Annotated in this window: 19 protein-coding genes, 1 tRNA gene and 1 pseudogene; 4 read left to right on the top strand and 17 right to left on the bottom strand. The window is 62.0% G+C overall.

Annotated features, from left to right (window positions below):
* Nucleotides 1-11 precede the first annotated feature (11 nt).
* The 13 genes and pseudogenes from tssE to SLW74_RS13915 all read right to left on the bottom strand — a co-directional run bounded on the left by tssE (nucleotide 12) and on the right by SLW74_RS13915 (nucleotide 12,621).
* On the bottom strand, nucleotides 12-452 hold the full coding sequence (tssE, locus tag SLW74_RS13975; RefSeq protein ID WP_369318039.1) for a type VI secretion system baseplate subunit TssE: 441 nt from the start codon (nucleotides 450-452) through the stop codon (nucleotides 12-14).
* 3 nt (nucleotides 453-455) lie between these two features.
* Nucleotides 456-806 (bottom strand): annotated as a pseudogene (gene tssJ / locus SLW74_RS13970) (type VI secretion system lipoprotein TssJ); the annotation flags it as partial.
* 70 nt (nucleotides 807-876) lie between these two features.
* Nucleotides 877-2,664 carry an OmpA family protein gene (locus tag SLW74_RS13965; protein WP_410929240.1) on the bottom strand — a complete coding sequence of 596 codons (1,788 nt, stop codon included), beginning with the start codon at nucleotides 2,662-2,664 and terminating at the stop codon, nucleotides 877-879.
* 7 nt (nucleotides 2,665-2,671) lie between these two features.
* On the bottom strand, nucleotides 2,672-3,343 hold the full coding sequence (gene tssL / locus SLW74_RS13960; RefSeq protein ID WP_083233205.1) for a type VI secretion system protein TssL, short form: 672 nt from the start codon (nucleotides 3,341-3,343) through the stop codon (nucleotides 2,672-2,674).
* An 8-nt stretch (nucleotides 3,344-3,351) separates the two neighbouring features.
* Entirely contained in the window at nucleotides 3,352-4,707 is a 1,356-nt protein-coding gene (tssK, locus tag SLW74_RS13955; protein WP_410929239.1) for a type VI secretion system baseplate subunit TssK, read from the bottom strand.
* A gap of 23 nt (nucleotides 4,708-4,730) precedes the next feature.
* Complete coding sequence (gene tssC, locus SLW74_RS13950; RefSeq protein ID WP_410929238.1) at nucleotides 4,731-6,269, bottom strand: type VI secretion system contractile sheath large subunit; 1,539 nt, start codon at nucleotides 6,267-6,269, stop codon at nucleotides 4,731-4,733.
* 31 nt (nucleotides 6,270-6,300) lie between these two features.
* Entirely contained in the window at nucleotides 6,301-6,804 is a 504-nt protein-coding gene (gene tssB, locus SLW74_RS13945) for a type VI secretion system contractile sheath small subunit (protein ID WP_410929237.1), read from the bottom strand.
* A gap of 388 nt (nucleotides 6,805-7,192) precedes the next feature.
* Nucleotides 7,193-8,818 carry an NADP-dependent glyceraldehyde-3-phosphate dehydrogenase gene (locus tag SLW74_RS13940; protein ID WP_192175127.1) on the bottom strand — a complete coding sequence of 542 codons (1,626 nt, stop codon included), beginning with the start codon at nucleotides 8,816-8,818 and terminating at the stop codon, nucleotides 7,193-7,195.
* A gap of 142 nt (nucleotides 8,819-8,960) precedes the next feature.
* Complete coding sequence (locus SLW74_RS13935) at nucleotides 8,961-10,085, bottom strand: diguanylate cyclase (RefSeq protein ID WP_410929236.1); 1,125 nt, start codon at nucleotides 10,083-10,085, stop codon at nucleotides 8,961-8,963.
* Between the two features lie 121 nt (nucleotides 10,086-10,206).
* Entirely contained in the window at nucleotides 10,207-11,016 is an 810-nt protein-coding gene (locus SLW74_RS13930) for a DUF72 domain-containing protein (protein ID WP_410929235.1), read from the bottom strand.
* Entirely contained in the window at nucleotides 11,013-11,444 is a 432-nt protein-coding gene (locus tag SLW74_RS13925) for a DNA methylase (protein WP_410929234.1), read from the bottom strand. The genes SLW74_RS13930 and SLW74_RS13925 overlap by 4 nt, the downstream gene beginning before the upstream one ends.
* 86 nt (nucleotides 11,445-11,530) lie before the next feature.
* Nucleotides 11,531-12,223, bottom strand: a complete 693-nt coding sequence (locus SLW74_RS13920; protein WP_410929233.1) for an RES family NAD+ phosphorylase — start codon at nucleotides 12,221-12,223, stop codon at nucleotides 11,531-11,533.
* Entirely contained in the window at nucleotides 12,217-12,621 is a 405-nt protein-coding gene (locus tag SLW74_RS13915) for an antitoxin Xre-like helix-turn-helix domain-containing protein (protein ID WP_065991569.1), read from the bottom strand. Before SLW74_RS13915 ends, SLW74_RS13920 begins: the two co-directional genes overlap by 7 nt.
* 621 nt (nucleotides 12,622-13,242) lie before the next feature.
* Here SLW74_RS13915 and SLW74_RS13910 point away from each other — a divergent pair.
* Together SLW74_RS13910 and SLW74_RS13905 are read left to right on the top strand one after the other, a co-directional pair.
* On the top strand, nucleotides 13,243-15,300 hold the full coding sequence (locus SLW74_RS13910) for a TonB-dependent siderophore receptor (protein WP_410929232.1): 2,058 nt from the start codon (nucleotides 13,243-13,245) through the stop codon (nucleotides 15,298-15,300).
* A 65-nt stretch (nucleotides 15,301-15,365) separates the two neighbouring features.
* Nucleotides 15,366-15,441: transfer RNA gene (locus tag SLW74_RS13905), tRNA-Asn, on the top strand.
* 114 nt (nucleotides 15,442-15,555) lie between these two features.
* On the opposite strand, the gene SLW74_RS13900 is transcribed toward SLW74_RS13905, so the two are convergent.
* The 4 genes from SLW74_RS13900 to hemB form a co-directional block, all read right to left on the bottom strand.
* Nucleotides 15,556-16,242, bottom strand: a complete 687-nt coding sequence (locus SLW74_RS13900) for a RibD family protein (protein ID WP_410929231.1) — start codon at nucleotides 16,240-16,242, stop codon at nucleotides 15,556-15,558.
* Nucleotides 16,243-16,657: 415 nt separating this feature from the next.
* Nucleotides 16,658-17,065, bottom strand: a complete 408-nt coding sequence (locus SLW74_RS13895) for an SRPBCC family protein (protein WP_410929230.1) — start codon at nucleotides 17,063-17,065, stop codon at nucleotides 16,658-16,660.
* Between the two features lie 378 nt (nucleotides 17,066-17,443).
* Entirely contained in the window at nucleotides 17,444-17,929 is a 486-nt protein-coding gene (locus tag SLW74_RS13890; RefSeq protein ID WP_065991566.1) for a Dps family protein, read from the bottom strand.
* A 385-nt stretch (nucleotides 17,930-18,314) separates the two neighbouring features.
* On the bottom strand, nucleotides 18,315-19,289 hold the full coding sequence (gene hemB / locus SLW74_RS13885; protein WP_065991565.1) for a porphobilinogen synthase: 975 nt from the start codon (nucleotides 19,287-19,289) through the stop codon (nucleotides 18,315-18,317).
* A gap of 247 nt (nucleotides 19,290-19,536) precedes the next feature.
* Here hemB and SLW74_RS13880 point away from each other — a divergent pair, with 247 nt between their 5' ends.
* Together SLW74_RS13880 and SLW74_RS13875 are read left to right on the top strand one after the other, a co-directional pair.
* Nucleotides 19,537-20,781: an MFS transporter gene (locus SLW74_RS13880; RefSeq protein WP_410929229.1), complete on the top strand. Its 1,245-nt coding sequence runs from the start codon at nucleotides 19,537-19,539 to the stop codon at nucleotides 20,779-20,781.
* A 111-nt stretch (nucleotides 20,782-20,892) separates the two neighbouring features.
* Nucleotides 20,893-21,831: a class I SAM-dependent methyltransferase gene (locus SLW74_RS13875; RefSeq protein WP_410929228.1), complete on the top strand. Its 939-nt coding sequence runs from the start codon at nucleotides 20,893-20,895 to the stop codon at nucleotides 21,829-21,831.
* Nucleotides 21,832-21,904 lie beyond the last annotated feature (73 nt).

The following is a 21,904-nucleotide window of genomic DNA, read 5'->3' as shown; positions in this document are numbered from 1 at the left end:
CGCTGTCAGCCTCACGGGAGGGCCCGCACATCATGGCGCTTGAGATGACGCACCACCGCCCTTCCCTCCGGGCTCAACGTCGTGCCGAACGTCGCGATGCGCTCGCCTTCCAGCGTCGCGTCGAGGGCGTAGACCAGATGGCCCGGTTCGGTCTGCGGCAACAGCTCAATGTGCAGCGACAGCAAGCGCGGCTCGTATTTGAGCAGCGTGTCGGCGATGGTCCGCATCAGTCCATGGGCGGCAGACGGCAAGCCTTCGAGCACGGCGCCCATGTCCGGCAGGCCGTAATCGGGCAGGTGCGCGAGGGTGCCCGCGCGGCTGTTGAGAATGCGCTGCAGGTTGTCCAGCACCGAGAGCACGTACTGGTCGTCCTCCGCCACCCGGGCCAGATCGAGTTCACCGGTGAAATTCTGCAGCAGGGTTTCGTAGAGCGACGGGTTGAGCTCGGTCATGGCTCAACCCTCGGCCAGGGGGCGCAGCGTCAGCCGGCTTTCCCCCAGTTCGATAACCCGTGGCCGGTCCGGGTCGAGGTCGTCGCGGTTGAGCAGCATGCGCCAGTCGTTGGCCTGTGAATCGGGCTCGCGGAACAACCCGACGACGGCGACCACCCCGGCGTTTTCGTCCAGCGGCACATCCAGCTGCGCACCCTCCCCCGGCTTGATCACCAGTGAGCGCTGATCCAGCAGGTCAGCGCCGAGGAGGCGGTCGGCGTCCCGCAGCAGGTCGTCGTAGGTGGCTTTGCTTGCCGATTTGCCGTCGCGCAGCTGGTACACCCGCACCATCACCGGCACCGACAAGGCGCGCATGATGTCAGCGCCGCCGTCATCTTTGAGCCAGAGGTAAACGGGAATTGCCATGTGAAACTCCTTGCTTGGGTTATCGAGTGCCGCGAAATGCGACGGGGGTAGCCGGCCCGGCCCCGGCAGAAAGCGACCCGCAGGCCCCCTCTTCCGGCACCAGACGGATATCGACGCGGCGGTTGGCCCTGCGCCCTTGTTCGGTGTCATTGCTGGCGATCGGTTGACTGGCGCCGTAGCCCTGCACGGCGAAGCAACTGCCGGGAATGCCGCCCATGCGCTGCATCCAGTCGCGCACCGAAGCGGCGCGGTCGCGGGACAGGCGCAGGTTCTGCTCGGCGCTGCCGGTGGCGTCGGTATGCCCGGTGACGACGATCAGCCAGCCGGGTCGGGCCTTGATGCCGACCAGTGCGTTGATCAGCACCTGGGTCGACTCGGCCTTGAGTTCGGCGCTGCCGGTGTTGAACAGCGACAGCGTGTCCAGCCGCACTGGCCCGGACGCCTGCGCCGTGTCGGTTGGCGGCCGGTAACGGCCGATGGCGTGCCAGACCGTGGTGCGCAGCTGTTCGGCGCGGTAAAGGCCGAGGCCCAGCGACCAGGGCTCGCCGTAGCGGTAGTAGTCATCCAGCCGCCGGGCGTCGTCGTGCAGAACGGTCAACGCCGCTTCGCGCCGGGCTACCGCCTGCTGGTCCTGGCGATCGGTTTGGTTGATCGAAGCGTAGCGGCGCAGGTCGTCACCGACCTGGCGGATCAACAAGGTGTTCTGCCGGGCCGAGCTCGACACCGCGACGACGGCAGCGAAGACCGTCAGCCAGACGCCGATGACAGTGGCGCGCCGCGCGGCGCTGTCGCCGGTGTGTCGGGGCAGCAATTCCAGCAAAGGATCCGGCGCGGGCAAAGCACCGCCCGTGTCGATCGTTAACCGGGTCGGCACCAGCGCAGTTTTTACCTGTATCCAGTGCTGCCAGACGCTGCCAGGCATCGGGTCAGGCAGACACGCCACTTGGCAGATTGCATAGGCCACTGGCGACGGCGCGCGATGCCGGCCGATCCCGGTGAAGTGCGGCGCGACGTACTGAACCAGCCATGCGCCGTGGGCGTTCATCTGCACGGCGAGCTGCATACGGTCAGTGAGCGCGGCAGCATCTTGCCTCTGCCAGTCCTCGACGCTGACGCAAGTGCCGTTGCTTCGCACCCGCGCCGATGGCTCGCCATTTTCCCAGCTGAACCAGACGGGTTCGGTGCGCAAGCCGCCCTCTTCCCGGCTGAAGCCGGTCCCACGAGCATCCCCCGGCCCTTGGGACATGTGCTGATAATTCACGACCCACAACGGCAACGCCTGCGCACACCTGCGGACCACCGACAGCTGATGAATCAGCGCACGAAGCTGGCCGGCCAGCACCGCGCTGTCCGCGTGTTGGGCTGGATTGATGACGAACATGACGCTTATCTGCGCACGCCATTGCGGACGGGCGGCCAGCAGCGCAGCGGCCACACCGGGCAATCGTTCAAGGCTCGGCACGCTGACGTAACAACCGCTCGCCGTCGTCCGCACAGCGGTTTGCTCGGCGATATCGGCATCAGCATCGGGATCAACAGCAAAAAGCCCCGCCGCCCCCTCGCCACACACCAGCACCACTGGCAGCCGATGTTCGCTGCCGGGAAGGGCTCTGAACTCATCCAGACTTAGCGAACCACCGACACGCGCCGACCTCCGCCCCGCCAGCAGCCATCCAACGACCACCAGAATCACGGCGCCAAAGACAGCGACCGCTTGAGCGACCAGGCTCAGCGGCAAAACGCTGATCACCATCAGCGCCAGGCATCCCGACCACAGGGAAAGCGCGCGCATCAACTTGAGTGTCATGGGCGCGTCACACCCGCTCGGTCACAAGGGAAGCGACCAGCGCCGCCAGGTGCGAATCCAGCAACCACCAGATGCCCGCCAGCAATAATCCGGCCGCCAGCAGATGCAACAGCGGTGCGCGCAACCAGGCCGGCAAGGGTTTGCGTCCCCTGGCGTCGATCCAGGTGGACAGCGGCTGATCCAGGGTCAGCGGCGCTACCCGGGCGGTCAACTCGGCCATCAACTGTTGCCGCTCGGGGTGGTTCGGTTCCTTGTAGCGTCCGAGAAACCCCAGCATCAGAACGCGGTGATACACCCTCAGCACGCTCGGGTCCGGAGACGGCTCGTGCAGCACCTCACGCATTTCTTCGTACAGAAACTGCCCCGCCTGATGACGTCCGAAGTAATGCGCCTGAAGCGGTTCGTGGGTCCATTTGGCGCGGGCACTGGCATCGGCGTGGGCCAGCACGGTTTCATCCAGCAGCGCGCATTGAGCGTGGCTGATGAAGTCGACACTGCGCTGGCTGACGCCGGCTTGCTTGAGGGCATCGCGAACCTCTACCACCTGGCGGGTGCACAGGTTCCAGAGCGCATCGCTGTCCGGGGCGGCCGCGCCATGGCGCAACTCGACCACCAGCAGGTAACTGTCCTGCAGCAGCTGATCGACATTGACGGGCTGGGTAGCCGACTGGCTTTTCATCGGCCGGCTCATGAGCGCAATACCGCAAACAGCTCAAGCTTGACGTCCGGCAGCGTGGCCGGGACGTAGAACGCACAGACCCCTTCGGCGAGCACGGCCTGACCGCTTGGATGAGCGAAGTCCAGAGCGAAATACTGGTTTTCAAGACGCAGCGGGATCGCCGCCGGCACGTGGCTGAGGGGCTGCAGCGGAACGCCGTCCAAGGCTGCGTTGATCAACCGATCGACGTCGTCCGGCGTGCCGACCTTGCACAGCCGCGGGAACTGCGCCTGCAGTTGCGCCGGTGCCTCGCGGCAGCGCACCGACAGGTAAAAGTCAGCGGCGTCGGCCTCACGCAGCCGTGGGTCGTTGAACGTCACTTGCCAGCGCCCCGGGAGCACCCGCTCCAGCGCCAGAGCGATCACCCGCGACGGCAGACTGGCTTCGAGCAACGTCGAAATCATCTGCATCAAGGGCGGGAACACCGTTTCAAGCGCTTCGTGACGGTAGGCCGGAATCGCCTCAACGTCGTGTTCGAGGGAGAACGTCAGCAGCGCCCCCGCCAGCTTCACCAACTCCTGATAGACCTGCTCGGGATGGCGCGCAGGGCTTGCCTTGAAATCGGCAAGCACGGGCTGGTAAGTGTTGAGCGCATTGAGCAGCCAGAATAGCGAGACATCGGCCACTGCGAAGTCGGCCATGCGCTGGTTGCTCTCACGGCGCATGCCCATCAAGCGCTGGCGCTTGGACGCCAGTTGGGTCAGCAGATTGTCCAGTTGCACCAGCAAACCCGCGTGCCCTGCAAAGCTCAACAGCGGTGGCACGAACGCCTCGTCCAGGCACGCGCGCCCTTGCCCGTCCCGCACCAGCCGGGCGACCGGACAGGTCAGGTAATCGGCATTGTCATCGCTGGCCAGACGCAGGCTGAGCAGGTGCTCGAGCACGCCGATCGACTGTTGATCGTCGCCGTACAGATCCTGCACCTCACGCCACTCCTGCCGGTAGCGCACCGGTCGGTCAGCGCGAGCCCCCTCGAACAGGCAGTTGCCGCCATTGGCCTGCTCCAGGGGCAAACACAACATCACTGTGGCGCCCTGCCCCGGTTCGATCAGGATGTGTTCCAGGGCCAGCGCGGCGGGCAGCCGATCAACGCTGTCGGTGTCGATCAGCGTGCCATCCGGCAGCCGCACGCGCAGCGTGGACGCCTTCAGTTTGCCCAGCCGCAACGCTTCAAGATCAAACGTCGCTGTCTGCACGCCCCACGGATGGACCCGCGACAGATGGGCGATGCATTCGTTGGTCCAGGCTTCCCAGCGCGCTTGCTGCTGGAATTGCTGCTGGGACAGCAGCGCCCCGGCAGCCCAGAGAGGTCGGTCGATTTTCATGTTGTGCTCACCTATGGCCGACGTCAGGTTTTGGCTTTGGGCATCTGGGAAACCAGCGACAGATTCACGTCCATGCCTTCCACCTGGAAATGCGGCACGGCGTACAACTTCACGCGGAAGAAACCGGGGTTGTCGTCGATGTCCTCCACCGTCACCCGCGCGTCACGCAGCGGATGGGAGGCCTGCAAATCGTCCCCCGGGTCGGTCATTTCGGTGACCAGCCCGCTGATCCACTTATTCAATTCCAGTTCCAGCAAACGCCTGTCCTTGGTGGTGCCGATGTTTTCGCGCTGAATCAATTTCAAATAATGCGCAATGCGCGACAGCAGAAAGATATAAGGCAGCCGCGAATTGATCCGGCTGTTGGCCGTGGCATCGGCGGTGTCATACAGCGCAGGCTTTTGCGTCGAGTTGGCGGAGAAGAAACAGGCGTAGTCGCGATTCTTGTAATACGAGAGCGGAATAAACCCCAGATTGGCGAATTCAAACTCCCGGGTTTCCGGAATCATCACTTCCGACGGGATCTTCACCTGACTGCCGGTGCCCAGGTCATATAAATGAATCGGCAGGTCCGTGACTGCCCCACCGGACTGTGGCCCGCGAATTTGCACACACCAGCCGTTATTGACGAAACTCTTCACCATGTTTGCAGCGAAGGCGAAAGAGGCATTGGTCCACAGGTATTTGCTGTGGTCGGTGCCTTTGACACTTTCCACATAATTGAAACTGCGCACCGGAATGGTGTCCGGGCCATAGGGCAACCGCCCCAATACCCGGGGCATGGTCAGCCCGATATAACGGGAATCATCGGTGTCTCGGAATGACTTCCACTTGATGTATTCCGCGCGATCAAAGTAATTGCCGATGTCTTTGATGGCAGCCACTTCCTCCATGGTTTCCTTGCCGAAGAAGGCCGGGCCGACTGAACCAATGAACGGCATATGCGCCGCCGCTGCGACTTTCGATATATTGCGAAGCAGCGCGATATCTTGCGGACTGCGATCAAACTCGTAACTGGAAACAGCCGCCGCAATGGGCTCACCGCCGGGTGTGTCGTATTCCTGGGTATAGGTGTGCATATACAGACCGCTCTGGGCGATCTCGGGGGCGTCTTCGAAATCCTGGACCAGATGGTCCTTGCTGATGTCCAGCAACTCGATGCGCACGTTCTGGCGGAAGTCGGTCTGATCGATCAGCGACTTCGCTCCGCGCCACGTCGACTCGACCCGCTGGAAGTCCGGGTGATGCATGACGGCATCAAGCTGACGGCTGATCTGCGCGTCCAGCGAGGCGATGTGTTCGTCGAGCAGGGTCTTGTCGAGGCGCTGAACCTTGCGCGACGAACCCTTGAGCAGGTTGAGGAACACGCTGACGGCTGCGGTCACGCGCTCATCGGCGGAGATCTCCGACAGCGCCTCGTTGTTCTGGAACGCCTCGATGTCGCCCAGGGCTGACACCGGGTTGAGGTTGATTTTGGAAAAGAGCGCGCTATAAACGCCCGTGCTTTCTTCGGACAAAACGGTGCCACCGCCTGAGACTGCGGAAGAGTGTTTCGAGGACATGTTTGATACCTGCTATCAGAGACCCGGGTGATTAACGCTCTGTGGGTGCGGCGAGCATCGCCAGTTCGGCGCGCAATTCATCGCTCAGCGTTTCGTCTTTGACGATGCGTTCAAGTTCGTGCCGGAAGGTGGCGTTGTCGAGCAGGTTTGATTTGAGGTCACGCAACAGATTGCGAGTCGCCAGCAGCGCGCGCAACGAGGGTATTTGTCTGGCCACGTGTTCCGGCTCGAAGTCTTTCATTCTTTCGAAATTCAAATCCACTGAAGCGTCGGAACCTTCGTCGGCGAAGGTGTTCTCAACGGTGAGTTTCAAGGCAGGGGAAAATTCCGCCAGCACACTGTCGACATTGTTTTTATTGATATTAATCTTGGTGCGTTCGGACAAGGGCCGGTCTTCCCGGCCATTGCTGTAGTCCCCGAGCACCATTAATTTAAGCGGCAATTCGACTTTTTTCTGCGCACCGCCAGTGTGCAAATCGAGTTTTATATTGACCCGCGCCTTGGGCACTTCATTTTGAAAGCTGTTTGAAGCCATAACTCCTCCGTCGAAAATGCCACACATCACAAAGGGGAATATCCGGATCGCAGGGCCTTTGTATCAGCCGAACGCCCGCACCCCAAGCGGTCAAGTTTTAACAAGTGTGAGCAAAGAATGGGCTGATGAAGTTTTCATCGAGCTCGGGAAGCGGCAAGGCTAATTCCCTACGAATAAAAACTCTACCTACCAAAGAGAGGAAGAGAGGTGTCCTACGGAAGTCTAGAATCCTTCCTACAAAATAATCTCAGACAGAGGAAGGGCTACAGAATTAAACACCCAGCGCAATACAGTGGCGGCGGGTTTTAAAGTACAGCTATAAAAAAACCGCAGGCGGTTGAACAGCATCCGCTGTGCAACACGCCTGCGGCCGGTTGGAGCAAATGAATCAGAAAATATAATCCGTGGTCAGGAACGTCGACTCACGGTTGTGAATGATGTCGCTGATCAGCGCCTTGTTGCTCTCCTGGAACTTGGTCGCCACCAGGGTGCGGATCGAGAACACCCGCAGCGCATCGTCCACCGACAGCGTGCCCTCGGCCGAATTCTTGCGGCCGTTGAACGGGAAGCTGTCCGGGCCGCGCTGGCACTGCGCGTTGATGTTGATCCGGCCCACCTGATTGGCGAACGCATCGACCAGACGCCCGACCTGCTTGGAGTCGTTGCCGAAGATACTCAGCTGCTGACCGAAATCGGAATCCAGCACGTACTCGATCACCGTTTCCAGATCGCGGTACGCCACCACCGGTACCACGGGGCCGAACTGTTCTTCGTGGTAAACGCGCATGTCCGGGGTGACCGGGTACAGCACCGCCGGGTAGAAAAACTGCCCGTGGGTCGTGCCGCCACCTTCGTTCACCACTTTGGCGCCTTTGCTCACGGCATCGTCCACCAGCCCTTGCAGGTAATCGGTCTTGCCCGGCTCCGGCAGTGGCGTCAGCGAGACGCCCGGTTCCCACGGCATGCCCGGCTTGAGCTGGGCGAGTTTCTCCTCGAACTTTTCAAGGAAACTGCCGACCACGTTTTCATGCACGAAGAGGATCTTCAACGCCGTGCAGCGCTGGCCGTTGAACGACAGCGAGCCGGTAATGGCTTCCGTCACGGCGTTGTCCAGGTTGACATCCGGCAGCACGATTCCCGGGTTCTTGGCATCCAGACCCAGTGCGGCGCGCAGACGGTGCGGCTTGGGGTGGAGCTTTTTCAGGGCGCTGGCGGCCTTGTTGGTGCCGATGAATGCGAACACGTCGATCTTGCCGCTGGCCATCAGCGCACTGACGGTCTCGCGGCCGCTGCCGTAGATCACGTTGATGACCCCGGCCGGGAAGCTGTCGCGGAACGCTTCGAGCAGCGGACGAATCAGCAGCACGCCAAACTTGGCCGGTTTGAACACCACGGTGTTGCCCATGATCAGCGCCGGAATCAGCGTGGTGAAGGTCTCGTTCAACGGGTAGTTGTAAGGGCCCATGCACAGGGTCACACCCAGCGGGACGCGGCGAATCTGGCCGAGGGTGTCCTGCTCCAGCTCGAAGCGGCTGGAGCGACGGTCGAGCTCCTTGAGGGCGTTGATGGTGTCGACGATGTAATCGCAGGTGCGGTCGAACTCTTTCTGCGAGTCCTTGAGGTTCTTGCCGATTTCCCACATCAGCAGCGTCACCACCGCGTCGCGCTGCTCGCGCATCAGCTTGAGAAAGGTCTCGACGTGATGAATGCGATCAGCGACACGCATGGTGGGCCAGGCGCCCTGGCCACGGTCGTAGGCGTTGACGGCGGCGTCCAGCGCGGTCATTGCGGTGTCGGCGTCCATCAGCGGCGTGCTACCCAGCACCACGGATTCCAGGCCCGCGTCGGTCTTCAGCGAGACCGGGCTCAACACCGGCGCCAACGGCCCGTGCCATTGATGCAGTTCGCCATTGACCAGGTAATCGCGCTGCTCGATGGCGGGGCCTGCGCGAAACTGCTCAGGGATCTCGTCGGCGCGCGGGTACAGGTTGTCCAGGCGGTTTTGCAGGGTCATCTCATTTACCTCTTCCAGTCGGTCATCGTGCCAAACAGGCTGGACACACTACGCCACAGCCGCCGCCGAATGAAAAGCGTCGAGATAAATGTCACGTCCGGGTGACACGAAAACCGTCTGCCACCCGTGCCAGAGTTGGCGTTCAGGCCACCGCGGTCTGGTTGCGACCGGATGCTTTGGCCCGGAACAGCGCCTTGTCCGCGAGGGCCAGTAGCCCATGCAAATCCTGATCGTCGTGGTCCCACTCGGCGACGCCGAGACTCGCCGTCACCCCTTCGTCGTGCTGGCAGATGATGTCGGCGATGGCCGAGCGCAGTCTCTCGGCAATGATCTGCGCCGCGTCGATCGGCGTGTTGGCCAACAGCAGCGCGAATTCCTCTCCGCCCAGGCGGCCGCTGACATCTGCGTCGCGCACGGATTGGCGGATGACCCTGCCGATCTGCCGCAAGACCTCGTCACCTGCCTGATGGCCGTGGCCGTCGTTTATGTGTTTGAAATGGTCGATGTCCAGCATCAGGGCGCAGAGCGGCAGATCGGCCTGCTTGCAGGTCTCGTACACGGCTTCGGCCCGATGGAAGAAGGCACGGCGGTTTTGCAGTCCAGTCAGCTCGTCTGTCTGCGCGGCGTGGGCGGCGATACGATGGGCGTGTTCCATTTCACGGCTCAGGCGAAAGGCCTTCTCCATGGCCTGAGACAGTTTGCGCGTCGCGCTGACCACAAAGCCGGCAAAGATCAGCGACGCAGCCGCCATCCCCTGCTGCGCGGTCTGGGGCTGAACCAACAGCCAGATCGTGCACGGCAGCAGCACCAGCGCAATCGACACCAGGGTCATCGAGCGGTACGCCGAGTAGCAGGACACCGCACTCACTGACATGCCCACGGCGAACAGCAGCACCAGCGTCTGGATCAGCAGATCCCCGGCCTGCATCAGCGCCAGCGCGCCACCGCCCCAGATACCGGCCGACAACACCAGCGTGATCCAGTAAGTGCTTTCCCAGCGCTCAGGGGTCCGGGCGGTTTCCGGCATCCGGAAATAAATGGCCAACATCACCAGGCGCAAGACGGTCGACGCGCCCAGCAGCCCTAGCCACCAGACAATCAGCGAGTGTTCCAGGCGCTCCCAGCAGATCCACGAGAGGATCACAGCCGCCAGCGCGCTGCCGAACACCGAGAAAAAACTTTGGCGCAGGAGCAGCTGCAATCGATCGTTGCGCACTTGGGCCCGTATCAGGGCCTCACGCGCCGGTTGAGAATCATGGAGGTACATCGAGTTCGCCCGACCCTGGCACTGGAAACGGGCCGATTGTGGCATCGTGCTATGACGCTTAACAACTCGCGCGCCAATTAACTCACATCTAACGAAAAGCAGCGTCGCCGATCGTTGCCTGTCAGGGCTCCAACCCCTCTGAAACGGGGGTTTCGGGCGAGGGCCATGACTGCGGACCGAGCAGCTCGATCAGCCTCAGCGCGTTGCCTGTAGCGGCGCCACTGGCGGTGTTGTCAAAAATACACCACGTCGGCGCGCCGCCTTGGGCCTCGGCCTTCAGCGCTACGGCCAGACGCGCCAGATAATCTTCTTCATAGGCGCTGTAATAGAGGCGCGGCGCCCCGTGCAGTCGCCAGTAGCGCAACCCCGGCCAACCTGCCGGCTGACTGTCGTTGCTGAGCCTCGACGGGTCGACCGTTGCTTGCGTAATGCGCCAGTGAGTCAACAGCGATTCGGCCTGCACCCAGGTTTCATGGCGCGGCTCAATGACCACCTGCCCCGCAAAGCGCTCGCGCAACCCGGTGAAAAACACCTCTGCCACGCCTGGCTCGAACGCTAGCGACGGCGGCAGTTGCAGCAGCAGGCACCCCAACCGCTCGCCCAGTTCACCGCATTGCCCGAGGAATTCATCCAGTGCCGGTGCGCAGCCCTGCAAGCGGTGTTCATGGGAAATGAGCTTGGGGATTTTCACCGAAAAGCGGAAATCCGCCGGCACCGATTCAGCCCAGCGCGCATAGGTCTGCGGACGATGGGGCCGGTAGAACGAGCTGTTGATTTCAGCGGTATTGAAGTGCCGGGCGTAGCGTTGCAAGTGGGTGCCGTCCCCCGGAAACGCCGGCCCATGCTCGCGGCCCAGACTCCAGCCGGCGCAGCCCACGAAGATTCTGCCAGGCTCCTTCGAAAGAGCGCCGTCCAAAACGGCATTGTTCAAAACAGCATCTCCAAGGCTTCGCCCATGAAGATCTCTGCGGTCTTCGGGCCGATGCCGTCGAACGCCAGCAGGCGCTTTTCGAAGTCGTGACGGTCAGCGCTGGCGGCGGCCATTGCACTGACCGCACCGCCATATTCATCCGTCAGCTTGTTCGCCAGTGCCAGCAGGCGCACGGCGGTGGATTCGTCGTAACGCGCGTAACCGCCCTCGCCCAGCATCCTCACCCGTTCCCGGTGGGTGCAGGCTGCCAGCTTTCGCGGGGTGTCGCACCCGTGCCTGTCGACGATGACGTCGTAGGTCTGCACCGCCGCCTGCGCCCGAATCCGCTTGCCCATCAGGAAACTGGCCAGCAACCATTTGAACAGCGCCAGTTCACCGCCCTGTACAAGGTCGATACCCAATTCCTGCGCCGTGATGTGCTTGCCCATGGCCGCTCCTCGATTTCCATTGCTGGAGTGACTTCTCAAGGGGCGGATGAGTTCGATCTTTTGGGCGGTGTCTGGATCGACAGCCCTCAGGCGTTGGACAGCTGGTTGATGCCGATGACCTCACCGCTCCAGATCATCTCGTAATGGGCACTCTGCACGATGGACGTGACGTGGCGCGGAGTCAGGAGTGCCCAGCAATGATTGCCCGGCGAGCGCACCGATTGGTACCGCAGCCCGGCAATCCCGGCCTGCTTCGCGGCCTTGCCCAGCACACGGGATTGCGCGTAGTCGTCGGGTGCGTAAATGGGGTCGGAGAACGGGATGGCGGTGGCGTCAACGCAGCCCGCCTCGGTGAAACTGCAACTCAGGCAGCGGAACACAAAACGCTCGTACTTCAGCGCCGCAACCCGTGACCAGTACAGCTGTTGATGATGGCGCACCTCGGCGATGGCCGTGTCGACCGTGTCGGCCAGGTACAGCGCGCCGAACTCACCGCTGCTGAAGCGCGAGCCCGCAGGATTGACGTGGGTGAACGGCGCGACTGCGTAGGAACAACCGGGAATGCCGAAAGGGATTTCGGTCAGGGGAATCAGCTCGATGCGGCCGACTTCGTTCTGCAGGCGCGGGTTGGTGAGCGCCTGAATCCGGTACAGGGTCTCGAACTCGGCGGCGTCGGCGACGTCGCTGAACAGATCGATCGGCGGGAATTTGGAATTGACCAGGCGATAGCCCTGCTGCGCCTCACCGGCGAGCTCGGGAAGCGCGTCCGGCGTCACCATTGGGCGCCCCGGAGCGTGTCGATGCGTCGGAAAGTTTCGTAGAGCGAGATCATGTCGCCCTGGGCCATGACGTCCAGAGGCTTTCTGCCGTTGAAAAACTCGTTGTGGTTTTCCATCGACGGGAAGCCGTAGGCGTTGTCGGGATTGTCGAACAGGGTTCGCAGGGCGGCGTGGATGTTCAGCACGAAGCTGACGCGCTGCATCTGGTCCTGATCCAGCGCCACCGACCACTGTGCGTCGTCCTGGCGGGCGCGGGTATAGGTGCTTCGGGAAATGCGCAGAATCTGACAGGCCTGCTCGCTGTTGGCCTTCCATTTGTCCAGAACCCGCAACGCCGCCCGCAAACCCACCACGCACTCGGACTTCGACAGTTGCCGCGCTGGAATGGCGATGGTCATGGAATTACCTCTTGGTCACGGCAGATGCCTTTTCTGTAGACGCAACCTTAATCCATCTGCATCCACGGACGCAATGTCAAGTTGCAGCAGCATGGACTTATAGCGCGACATCCGACGCTTTCCCGGCTAAAGCCGGTCCTACATTCGAGGCCATCACCGCCTCCCTGAATGCACGCGATCCCGAGTAGGACCGGCTTTAGCCGGGAAGAGGCCTGCGCGAGCACCCTCACCTCTGCGGTATGACACCTGACGTTTCCCGGCTAAAGCCAGTCCCGCATTTGAGGCCATCTTCATCTCGCTGAATGAACGCGATCCCCAGTAGGACCGGCTTTAGCCGGGAAGAGGCCTGCGCGAGCACCCTCACATTTGCGGTATTAAAACTGACGTATTCAACAGCCATCCTACGGTCGAGATGATATCCAACCCACTGAAACACACGCCCCCAAAACGCTCGTCCCAGAGCCTTCAATCCCGTGAAAAAAATGTGAAAATGACATTAGTCACATCTGGTAATGATTCGCATCTTGATTCAGAATCGCGCTCCCCACCGCCCTCTCAGGAACGTCCATTGTGATCCCTCGCCTCCCCGCCTCCTTTCTTCTGGCTGGTGTCGTCACCGCCATGTCTGCCGCCAACGCAGCAGACGACCTCACTTTGCCGGCGATGCAAATCCAGGACACCGTTCCCCAGGACGACGGGCAAAGCGTGGGCTATCAGGGCAAGCCTTCTTCGAGCACCACCAAGCTGGGGCTGACCAACAAGCAGACGCCACAGGCGATCACCACCATCACCCGCGCGCAGATGAACGACTTCAAAATGAACGGGGTCAAGGACGCCCTGCGTTCCGCGCCGTCAGTGACCGTTGAGCAAAGCGAAAGTGACCGCACGGAGTTCACCTCCCGCGGGTTCGACATCGGCAGCTTCGAGTACGACGGCATGGGCATGCCCTTCGCCCAGACGATCATGATCGGCGATCTGGACATGGCCGAGTTCGAGCAAATCGACGTGCTCCACGGCGCCAACGGTTTGATGAGCGGCACGGGCAATCCTTCCGCCACGGTCAACTTCATCCGCAAGCGCCCGACCCGGGATTTCCAGGCGCAGATCGACACCAGCGTGGGCTCGTGGGACAACCGACGCATCGACGTCGACGTGTCGGGGCCGTTGACCGACACCGGCAATGTGCGCGGCCGCTTCATCTATGCCCACGACAAGGGCAACTCGTGGATGGACCGCTACAGCCACGAGAAAAACGTCGCCGCCGGCCTGCTGGCATTCGACCTGTCCGACGCCGACACCCTGACCGTGGGTTTCACCCAGCACAACAGCGATTCCAACGGCAGCACCTGGGGCAACCTGCCGCTGGTTGACATCAACAATAACCCGATCCACTACAGCAGCCGCTCGTCCAATGTGGGCCAACCGTGGACCTACTGGAACATGCACACCCAGCGCGCGTTTGCCGAATGGAAGCATGACTTTGGCAACGGCTGGAACGCCACGCTCACCGGCACCGGTATTACGGAATACCAGGACACCAACATGCTGTACGTGTCGAGCGTCACCGATGACGACGCCTCGGTGTTCGCCGCTGATACCTCCAGCAAGGCGCACCAGTTGCTGGGGGAAGCCAAAGTCTCCGGGCCCTTCAGCCTGTTCGGCCGCGACCATGAGTTGACCTTCGGCGCCGCCTATGGCCGCACGCACCAGAAAGCCCGTGAATACGATGCTGGCGGGGGCACCTACTTCGACACCTCGTTCGCTGGCATTCTCGCCGGCAATACCCCTTCGCCGCAGTTTGACTACACCAGTGACGTCACCAACACGCAGAACTTCGAGGACCGCCAGAAGAGCCTGTTCGCCGGTGCGCGCTTCAGCCTGGCGGATGACCTGCACTGGATCGCCGGTGCGCGCATGCTCAGCGTCGACGGCACGGGGGAGAGCTATGGCACCGATCACTCCCAGCGCGAGCACGGCAAAGTCACGCCCTACACCGGTCTGGTGTACGACCTGACCCCGCAGTGGAGCGTCTACACCAGCTGGACTCAAATCTTCAATCCGCAGTACGGCACGGTCGGCGTTGACGGGAAAGTGCTGGCGCCGCTGGAAGGCAAGAGCCTGGAAGCCGGCGTCAAAGGCAGCGTGATGGACGATCGCCTGAACCTGACGGCTGCGGTGTTCAAGACCAAACAGAGCAACGTCCAGTCAGCGGACTTCGTCGAGGTGGGCTCGCAGTTCCGCTATTTCACCGACGATTACAAGAGCCACGGCATCGAGCTGGAAGCGTCGGGCGAAGCGCTGCCGGGCCTCGACCTGCTGGCGGGTTACACCTACGTGCACATCGAAAACGATGACGGCGACAAGGCCCGCCGTTATGTGCCGACCCATGCTTTTCGCGGCATGGCCAGCTACCGGTTGCCAAGCCTGCCCCAAGCCAGGATCGGCACTCGGGTGAGCTGGCAGAGCGGGATTCAGAACGATCACTACAGCGTCATCCGCCAGAACGCGTACGCGCTGGTCGACCTGATGACCAGCTACGACATCGACAACAACTGGAGCACGGCGCTGAACTTCAACAACGTCACCGACCGCAAATACCTGACCTCGCTGTACAGCGGCACGGCGAGCAACTACGGCGCGCCGCGCAACCTGACGGCATCGTTGACGTGGCGGTACTGACCAACCCGAAATTTTTTATCACGGCCGCTTGACTTCCCTTTTCCAATCAGTAAGATAGCGCGCATTCCGCGATAGCTCAGTTGGTAGAGCAAGTGACTGTTAATCACTGGGTCCCTGGTTCGAGTCCAGGTCGTGGAGCCAGACAGAAGCAAACGAAAAGGCCAGCGCTTAGCTGGCCTTTTTCGTTTCCGATCGCTTTTCCCGGGCGCTCCCAGCCTGAAGCGGGACTGCATCAGCCCCGCTGCGCCCTTATCGTCAGGCCTTGGTGTAGCGCAGCCACACCGCGCCGCCGTCCTGCACATCCGCCGACGTCAACTTCAAATGCGTTGGTTGTTTCCACGCCTCGGTCGGCACCTCGAACGACGCCGGATGCTCGCCTCGCCCGTCGATCAGCGGCAGAATCAGCACACTGACTTCATCGACCAGCCCGGCGCTGACGAACGAGCCACTGACATGGGGGCCGCCCTCGACAATCAGGCGCTTGCAGCCCAGCTCGCTCGACAGGATCTGCACCACCTGCTGCAGGTCGATCTCGGTCTTCCCGGCAAAAATGTAAGAGACCTGAATCGACTGCAGGTACGCCAGGTAGTCATCCGACGCCCCTTCGGTCAGGACTTCGACGACGTGGGAATCCAGCGCCTGATTCTTTTTCCAGCCCACCTTGCCCTGGGGGTCGATGGACACGGCATAGGCCTTGGCGCTGCGATCAGCGAAGTAATGACTGCGCTCGATGAGGCCTTTGGCGAGGCCCTTTGGATAGCCCTCGTCGTGGGCGATTTCCTGCATCGTCACGCGCCCGCAGATCCAGGCATCGAACTCGAACGTCTGGGCGAGCTTTTCGTATAAATCTCCGGCGTCTTTCTTGAACGTGCGATCCCAGCCATCGGTAAGGGCGTGGCCGTCGAGGGAGGACATCATGTGGCAAATGACATAAGGCTGCATGGCAGGCTCCAGGCTGATAAGTGTGTAGAGCCGACCCGGATCCCGCGGCAATAGTTCACCCCGTCACTCGACCTGGCCTTCACAACCTGCTGCCCATCATTGCCGGTGATGTAGACCATGAAGGCTATTGTCTTCAGCTTCGGCAGGGCTCGCGTAACATCGCGTCATCCCAGACCCGACACGGACTTGCCACCATGACCCTGCACATCATCAATGCCTTTGCCCTCACCGCTGTGACCGTTTTCCTGGTCAACCGCGCGTTCGCCTTATACGACCTGATCAATGCAGCGACGGTGTCAGAGCATCACTGAGGGCCTGACAGCCCGACGCACGACGATTCAAGCAAGGCACCGAAATGCCAGGCCGCAATGGCCTGGCGGTCCCGCGATTATCGGCGGCAGACCTGTTCAATGACTTAGAAATAGGCCTGCAGCGCTTCAAGCCCACCCACGTAAATCCCCTTGAATAATTCCTCGACGTCCGCATCGGTCACACCGTCGGCGGTGAACACGCCTGACCATTCCACCCACGCCCCCTCATCGCCATCCTCTTTGACTTTGAACGTCGCCAGATAGTCCTTGATCGGAAACGGTCCTTTGTCGATGGAGTAGCTGTACGTGCGAGCCGAATTATCGTAGGTCTGCAGGCGCTCGGTGATTTCAGCACCGTCGTCGGTGGTCAGGTGACGGACGCGTCCGCCCTCTTTTGCTTCGCTGCTCTTGATGAACGGCAGCCACTCGTGCAGCGAGTGGAAGCCACCGGTGAGTGCCCAGACCTTTTCGGCCGACACCGGGATGCGAATGGATGCAGATGCTTGAGCCATGATGTTCTCCAGAAATGCGGGCAGCGGCCGGTCAGCCAGCGCTGGATCGCGTGGCGGGACCGCGCCCTCTCTAAATAAGCGGTAACCGCGAGCAATCTTGTCACGATTGCCGCTGTTTCGGGAGGGTGAGCGCCGCAAACATCAGTCACCCTACCGGCGATGATGATCTGCTTGCGCCTGGCGTGGCCCCTCGTTTCTCGGGGTTCGTCCGGTCACGCCTGCACCCCAGTCACGATTGGCGGTGGCTGGGCTTGTTGCGCAGGAAGATCAAAAGAATGAATCAACAGCTTCCCGGCGGAAGCCGGTCCTACAAGTGACCGCGATGCCTTAGTGGGACCGGCTTTAGCCGGGAATAGGTCTCACGCCGAGATGAAGGTGTCAGGCAACGAAACCGTCACCTTCCAGCAGCGAGCGCAGCATCCAGGCGGCTTTTTCGTGAACCTGCATGCGCTGGGTCAGCAGGTCGGCAGTGGGTTCGTCGCTGACCTTCTCCAGCAACGGGAACAGGTCGCGGGCGGTGCGTACCACCGCTTCCTGCCCTTCAACCAGTTGCTGGATCATGTCGGTCGCAGCGGGCACGCCCGGCTCTTCCTTGATCGACGACAGCCGTGCGTAGGTGGAATAGGTGCCCGGTGCCGGGAAGCCCAGGGCTCTGATGCGTTCGGCAATGGAGTCCACTGCGGTCGCCAGTTCGGTGTACTGCTCCTCGAACAGCAGGTGCAGCGTGCGGAACATCGGGCCGGTGACGTTCCAGTGGAAGTTGTGGGTTTTCAGGTACAGCACGTAGGTGTCGGAGAGCAGCCGGGACAGTCCTTCAACGATCTCTGCACGGTCTTGCTCGTTGATTCCGATTTCAATAGCCATGAGTTGCTCCCTAAGGTCTGTTGATTGCTGAGGGGTCGATTCTAGAGAGCACGCCCTGTTAACTGAAATCACCGCTGCCAATCGCTGCCATCGACACGGCCTATGAAACGCCGTCGCCCAACGACAATCGGCGTTGAAACAACAGTAGCCATTCGCGAGCAAGCTCACGCCCACAAAATCGTGGATCGCCCCGGGTTTCGGCCGGTTCGTTGGACTGGTGGGAGTGAGCTTGCTCACGAAGAGGCCAGGACTGCCGGCCACTTTCTCTGGGGAATGACAGTCCGACTTCGTGAGTAAGGTGGAGCGCCACCCCGGTCACTGCCACAGGTCTGCGGCATGTTTTGAAACCGCGGTCTGCTCCCCCAAAACCTCTGGTGAGTGGAAATCAGATTCCGCTCAACGCCAGGTCCATCGCGAAGTACGTGAAGATCAGATCCGCGCCCGCGCGCTTGATGGCGCCGAGGGTTTCACGCACGACGCGGTGTTCGTCGATGGCGCCGGCCTGGGCGCCGAACTTGATCATCGCGTACTCGCCGCTGACCTGATAAGCCGCCAGGGGAAGGTTCGAGGCTTCGCGGATGTCGCGGATGATGTCCAGGTACGCGCCGGCCGGCTTGACCATCAGCGCATCGGCGCCTTCGGCCTCGTCCAGCAGCGATTCGCGCAGGGCTTCACGACGGTTCATCGGGTTCATCTGATAGGTTTTACGGTCGCCCTTGAGCGCCGAGCCGCCGGCTTCGCGGAACGGGCCGTACAGCGCCGAGGCGAACTTGGTCGAGTACGCCATGATCGGCGTCTGGGTGAAACCGGCGGCGTCGAGGGCGGCACGAATCGCTTTCACCTGGCCGTCCATGGCCGCCGAGGGGGCAATCACGTCAGCACCGGCACGCGCCGCCATGACGGCCTGCTTGCCGAGGTTTTCAATGGTCGCGTCGTTATCGACATGGCCGCCATGCATCACACCGCAGTGGCCGTGGTCGGTGTACTCGCAGAAGCAGGTGTCGGACATCACGATCATTTCCGGCACGGCGGCCTTGATGGTCCGCGAGATCCGCGAGACCAAGCCGTTTTCCTGCCAGGTGTCGCTGCCGGTGGCGTCCAGGTGGTGGGACACGCCGAAGGTCATCACCGACTTGATGCCCGCACGGGCGTATCGCTCGACTTCCTGCGCCAGCTTCGACTCGGGAATGCGCTGCACCCCAGGCATGCTGTTGATCGGCACGAAGTCGTCGATTTCTTCTTCGACGAAGATCGGCAGCACCAGATCGTTCAGGGTGAATTCGTTCTCCTGAAACAGCGAGCGGAAGCTTTCGTTGCTGCGCAGACGGCGTGGACGGGCAGCGGGAAACAGACTGGACATGGCGGTTCCTGAGCTAAAAATATCCGGAAGATTGCCGGGCCCGAAAGGTCCGGCACTTTCAATGGCGCGAAGCTTATGCCTGCGCCGCCCTTGATTCAAACGCCGTGACAAGAAAGTCCCTTACGTCGGCCGCAACAGTGTTCAGAAACAGCGTGCAGAAACGGCGTGGAGAACCAACGCAACGGCGGCAGGTCATTTAGCAATGCCGCAGCCGTTCCGCCTGCGCATCGCCAGAATGAGGCCGACCTTGAGCAACCCTTCCGATCAGCGCAACAACCGTTCTCTGGACGGTATTAACTTCTTTCTGGCGGATGTGCGCGATGGGCTCGGGCCCTACCTCGCGATCTACCTGCTGGCCGTGCACAAGTGGGATCCGGCAAGTATCGGACTGGTCATGACCCTCGCCGGCATCGCCGCGCTGGTCACACAAACCCCGGCGGGTGCGCTGATTGACCGCACCCGCAGCAAGCGGATGGTGGTGATCGTGGCGGCCTTGCTGGTGACCGCCGGGTGTCTGGCGCTGCCGTTCATTCACGCGTTCACTTGGGTGGCGATCACCCAGAGCATCAGCGCCATCGCGGGCTCGGTGTTCGCCCCCGCCATCGCCGCCATCTCCCTGGGCATCACCGGGCCGAAAGCCTTCACCCGACGGACCGGACGCAACGAAACCTGGAACCACGCCGGCAACGCCTGCGCCGCTCTGCTGGCCGGCATTTTTTCATGGATGTTCGGGCCGATTGCGGTGTTCTACCTGATGGCGTTCATGGCGCTGGCGAGCATCGTCGCCGTCTCATTTGTCGATGCCTCGGCGATTGACCACGACGTCGCCCGCGGCTTTGACCCCAACCATGACCAGGGTAAGGACCAGCCCAGCGGCTGGGCGGTATTGCTGCACAACCGACCGTTGCTGGTGTTCGCCATCTGCTGCGGGCTGTTTCACCTGGCCAATGCGGCCATGCTGCCGCTGGTGAGTCAGAAGCTTTCGCAGATCGACGTCAACCTCGCCACGCCGCTGACCTCCGCCTGCATCGTCGCCGCGCAGTTGGTGATGGTGCCAGTGGCCTGGCTGGTGGGGGCGAAAGCCGACGTCTGGGGGCGCAAACCCTTGTTGCTCGCCGGCTTCATTTTTCTGCCGCTGCGGGGCGTGTTGTATGTGATGTCGGACAACCCGTACTGGCTGGTGGGCGTGCAGTTGCTGGACGGCATCGGCGCCGGGGCGTTTGGCGCGCTGCTGCCGCTGGTGGTCAAGGACCTGACACGCGGCACCGGGCGCTTCAACGTCAGCCTGGGGGCGATCTCGACAGTGTTTGGCCTGGGCGCGGCGCTGAGCAACGGCCTGGCCGGACTGGTCGTCCGCGAGGCGGGCTACAGCGCGGCGTTTCTGACATTGGCGGCGATTGCGGCCGTGGCGTTCGTGCTGCTGTGGCTGGCGGTGCCGGAAACCGGCGAAGCCGTGGCCCATGATCAACCCGAGGGCGCGCCAGCTACCTGATCCACGGAGTTGAAGGTCGGGGGAACGACGTTCGACGGCATGGCGCCGTCGTTCGCCGGGAAATGGGTTTAGAATGCCGCCCCTTTCCCACTGCCGACCTGCCGCCCACCGATGAATGCCGACGCCCTCGACCTGCTCGACTCCCACCTCCAGACCGCCCTCGCCGCCCCGCCCGCCGAGACTCGCCGCCTGTTTCACGGCCGTGGCCGACGCTGGCCGGGGCTCGAGCAACTGACCGTCGACTGGATGCAGCGCGTGGTGCTGGTGTCGCTGTTCAAGGCGCCAGGCGCCGATGAGCTGGAAGCCCTGAAGCAGCGGCTGTCCAGGCTGATCGAGTCACCGGCGTGGCAGCAATCCCGCGCCCACACGCTGTTGTTGCAGCACCGCTATCTGCCGGACAGCCACACCGAGGCGCTGTTGGGCGAGGTGCTGGAGGAATGGACGCTGACCGAGGGCGGCCTGCGTTATCTCGTGGATTTCGGCAAAAAACAGAACACCGGGCTGTTCCTCGACATGCGCTACGGTCGCGACTGGGTGCGGGCCAATGCAGCGGGCAAGCGGGTGCTGAATCTGTTTGCCTACACCTGCGGGTTTTCGGTGGCGGCGATCGAGGGTGGCGCGGAGTGTGTGGTCAATCTGGACATGTCCCGGGCTGCGCTGAGTCGCGGCCGCGACAACCATCGCTTGAATGGCCATGACCTGAGCAAGGTCACTTTTCTCGGCCACGAGCTGTTCAAGTCTTGGGGCAAGGTAAAAAGCACGGGGCCCTATGATCTGGTGATCATCGACCCGCCGTCGTTTCAGAAAGGCAGCTTTTTGCTGACCAAGGATTATCAGCGGGTGCTGCGCAAACTGCCGGAACTGTTGACCCCGGACGGCACGGTGCTGGCGTGCATGAACGACCCGCTGCTGGGCGCGGACTTTCTCATCGAAGGCGTGACCCGGGAAGCGCCGGGGTTGCGGTTTGTCGAGCGGTTGGAAAACCCGCCTGAATTCGCCGATGCCGAGGAAGGGGGTGGGTTGAAAGCGTTGGTGTTCCGCCAGGGCTAATCGCAACGCGCGCGGCTTGGTAGGACAGGCTTCAGCCGGGAAGAGGCCCGTTTGTACACCACCAATTCTGCGA

The organism is Pseudomonas sp. W5-36 (genome assembly GCF_046540455.1).
Classification (GTDB): Bacteria; Pseudomonadota; Gammaproteobacteria; order Pseudomonadales; family Pseudomonadaceae; genus Aquipseudomonas; species Aquipseudomonas graminis_B.
Note: the sequence above shows the minus strand (reverse complement) of the source record. Positions and strands in the feature narration are given on the sequence as shown.